The sequence below is a fragment of the Collinsella aerofaciens genome, assembly GCF_901212495.1.
In the GTDB taxonomy this organism is placed as follows: Bacteria; Actinomycetota; Coriobacteriia; order Coriobacteriales; family Coriobacteriaceae; genus Collinsella; species Collinsella aerofaciens_H.
This window is the reverse complement of record NZ_CAAKNY010000060.1, coordinates 1-3,539: the sequence shown is the minus strand read 5'-3', so window position 1 is coordinate 3,539 and position 3,539 is coordinate 1. Positions and strand designations below refer to the sequence as shown.

2 protein-coding genes are annotated in these 3,539 nt (G+C 59.8%); both read right to left on the bottom strand.

Features of this window, described 5'->3' with window-relative positions; translation table 11 throughout:
* Positions 1-26 precede the first annotated feature (26 nt).
* Positions 27-2,693 (bottom strand): ABC transporter permease, encoded by a 2,667-nt coding sequence (locus tag SFLMC1_RS07065; RefSeq protein ID WP_152074485.1) that lies wholly within the window; start codon positions 2,691-2,693, stop codon positions 27-29.
* An 8-nt stretch (positions 2,694-2,701) separates the two neighbouring features.
* Entirely contained in the window at positions 2,702-3,415 is a 714-nt protein-coding gene (locus SFLMC1_RS07060) for an ABC transporter ATP-binding protein (protein ID WP_152074484.1), read from the bottom strand.
* Positions 3,416-3,539 lie beyond the last annotated feature (124 nt).

Genomic DNA, 3,539 nt, shown 5'->3' with positions numbered 1-3,539 from the left:
TAGTCGTTTAAGAACGTCCCCAATGACTACTCTTGGACTTTGAGAGCTTCGGCCAGGCTCACGCGCTTGATGGAACGCATGTGCAGCAGCGCCACGACCAGATACGTTGCAAAGCCGATCCCTGCGCATACCGCCATGGACCAAGCTGGCACGTAGATCTCGATATTGCCGTTGTAGGAGAGCAGCATCGAGCGGAAGATGGCCGTGAGCGAGCCAATAATGACCGGCAGGCTCAGCACGAGCGACGCCGCCACGCACAGCGTGATCGAGCGGATGTACAGATGCGAAATCTCGCCATCGCGATAGCCAAAGACCTTCATGTAGCTAATCGACCGGGCGCTATGGTCGATAACAGCCTTGGTCAGCAGGTACATAAACAGCAGGAAGATAAACACCGCGAGCCCGACCATCATGCCGATCATTTTGCTCATCATGCCGATGAACTGGTCGCCCACGGCACGCATGTCGTCGGGCGTGGTGTCGCCGGCAAAGTAGCGCGCATCGAGGTCGAGTTTCTCATCGCTCACATAGCCGTTGAAGTAGGCGGCATCGTTGCCGAACAGCTCGTTAAAGTCATCGATGCTCATATAGATATTCATGTCCGACTTTGAGCCCCAGGCGCAGTCCTTCCCCGTGTACTCAAGGGAATAATCATGAGCCTCGTACTTGTCGCGAAGCTCGACCTTCTGGCCCTCGCTCCAGCCAAACTTGTCGAGCAGACCGCCGCCAAAGGCGACACGACCATCGCCGACGTTGAGGCCCTTCCAGTAGCGCGAGTTGGGCGAGATGCCGTAGACGGAAATGGCCTCCTCGCCGTTTCCGTTGCCACGGTCGTACTGCAACTGGTAGACAGCGTATTTCTCGGCCTGTGCAATCTTAGCCGCACCGTTGTCGGTCGTGTTAACCGGGTGAATGTCGTCGTTGTCAGCGTCAATCCTCGAAGCCTTATCAATCAGATCGATGACAGTGTCGCGGTCGCAGCCAAGGGCATCGGCCGCGTCATCGAGACGCACATAGAGCGCATCCTTCTTGTCCTGGACCTTGGCAAGCGCATCCTGCGCTGCGGCCAGGCTCTCGGCAGACGGAGAGCTGGCTGCGGCATCGGCTGCTGCCTGCGCGGCATCGGCCGCGTCATCAAGCTCGTCGCTGGCATCCTGGACGGCGGAAAGCAACGCACCGTCCACCGACTGCAAGCGCTCGAGCGCCGCCCACTGCCCGCGCTCCTCGGCGGTGCCCTTGAGCTCTAGCGGAGCCTTGAGCGTGTACTGATGTTCGGCGACCAGGCTCGTCTCCAGGTTGTCCGCATAGTGCGTCATCGTGGGCAGAATCGCCAGGCCAAAGAGCAAAAGTAGCGACCCAAACGCGATGCCCACGAAAAGCGTGGCGAAGTTGCCCAGGTTGCGCAGGAAGACGCGCAGGCGAAAGCGGGACACAAAACCCATGCGTTCCGGCAGCTGCAGACCGCGCTTAGTACCCGACTTGCCGCTCGCCTCGTGACGAAGGAACTGCAACGGAGTCTTGCCCATTTTGTGAAGCAGGCCCACGAGCGTAATGAGAATGAGTGCAGCGGCGGGAACCACGGCACACTTGACGAAGATTTCCCAGCTCCAGTACACCTGGAAGGGCGGCAGGCTGTACGAGCCGTAATACAGGCTGCGCATGGGCTCGGTAAAGAACGCAACGCCGAGCGCGGTGCCCAATAGCGCCGCGAACACGCCTACGACGGCGGGAAGCGCAAGGTAGTGCAGCACGATCTCGCGTCGACGATAGCCGCTAGCGAGCAGCGTGCCGATGATGGCGCTCTCTTCCTCGATGGTGGCATCGGTAAGGACCACAAAGACAAACGCCATGATCACGATGATGATGTCGAGCAGCGTCGTCCACATCGCGGAGTCGCCGTCCACGTCATTGCGCGCATAGCCAATACCCTGGTTGGAATCGGCATCGATAAGATCGTCAACGCGTGCATCGGCATCTGCCAGCGCCTCGACCATATCCTGTTCGGCATCGGTACGGTCCGCGGTGGAGAGGTCACGGTCGTTAAAGGTAAAGGAGTACGTATAGGCGGGCGCGCCGCCGGCATCCTCGAGCGCAGCAAAACCGGCATCGGTAACCTCGGCAACGCCATACGTAATGGTGTTCACCGTAAAGTCCGAATTGTTGAGGAACAATGCCTGGCTATCAGGCTGCGTCATGATGCCGCAGATGGTATAGGTGCGACCCTCGAGCTCGATCCTATCGCCCACGGCGAGGTCATTGTTGGTGGCAAAAACGCGGTCGATGGTCACCTCGTCGTCCGCCTTGGGCTGCCTACCTTCGCAGTAGGATGCGATATCGACCTTGGTGCGGTGCGCATAGGTGCGCAGCGTGCGCTTGGTGCCATCGTCGCCGGACGCCTTTTTGATGATGGCGTCGATAGAGAAGTTCTTGTAGAGCGTAACGCCGCCGACGTCCTCCGCCGCGTCTTCGGCAGCCTTGAGCTGCTCGCCGGTGGCCTCGAAGGAGGTAGTCACGCGGCCGTCCTCAATCGTGTAGTCGTCGCGCATGTCGTCGATAAGGCAGCCGATGGAATGCGCCGCGAGCAAAAAGCCCGACGTGAGGGCGATGCTTCCGCACATAAGCAAAAATATGCCCAGGTACTTGCCGATATTGCGGCGCAGCTCGCGCGGGAGACGTTTTGCGAGGGGTGTCATGGCGCCGCCTACCAATCGAGCTCGGCGGCCGCGATGGGCGACTCGTTGAGCTCGTCCTCGACAATGCGGCCGTCGCGCAGGCGCAGTACGCGATTGGCCATGCGCGCGATGGCGGCATTGTGGGTGACGATGATGATGGTGCAGCCGTAGGCGCGGTTGACATCCTCCATGAGCTGCAAGATTTCCTTAGACGTCTTATAGTCGAGCGCGCCCGTGGGCTCGTCGCACAGCAGCAGACCCGGGTTTTTGACGAGCGCGCGGCCGATGGCACAGCGCTGCTGCTGGCCGCCCGAGACCTGGCGCGGAAACTTGTTGCGGTGCTCGTAGAGGCCCAGCGAACGCAGCAGGTCGTCGACGTCGAGCGGGTTTTTGGACAGGTGCGCCGTGACCTCGATGTTTTCCTTGATGGTGAGATCGGGCACCAGGTTGTAGAACTGGAAGACAAAGCCCAGTTCGCGGCGTCGGTATTCGCCCAGGTCTCCGGCCTTGAGCACGGTAAGGTCGCAGCCGTCCACCAGAATAGAGCCGCCGTCGGCATCCTCCAAGCCGCCAATGAGGTTGAGGAAGGTCGACTTGCCCGAGCCCGAGGGTCCCAGCATGACGCAGATCTCGCCGCGATTGATGGACGCATCGATGCCGTCGAGCACCGTCAGGCGCGCATCACCGTCGCCGTAGTGTTTTTTGAGCCCGCTGACCTGGACATAGGCCTGCTTTGTCGCCATTCTACCCCCATTGTTAGCCTGCTGATACTTTTATGAGGTAATAGTAAACCAAGGTGAACTATTTTTGGGCGAGAGCGGGGACTTGTTTCAAGACTAGTCGTTGGGGACGTTCTTAAACGACTAG

Excerpts from the sequence above, each read along its gene's own strand:
- SFLMC1_RS07065 (WP_152074485.1), bottom strand. The coding sequence starts at position 2,693 with ATGACACCCCTCGCAAAACGTCTCCCGCGCGAGCTGCGCCGCAATATC.
- SFLMC1_RS07060 (WP_152074484.1), bottom strand. The coding sequence starts at position 3,415 with ATGGCGACAAAGCAGGCCTATGTCCAGGTCAGCGGGCTCAAAAAACAC.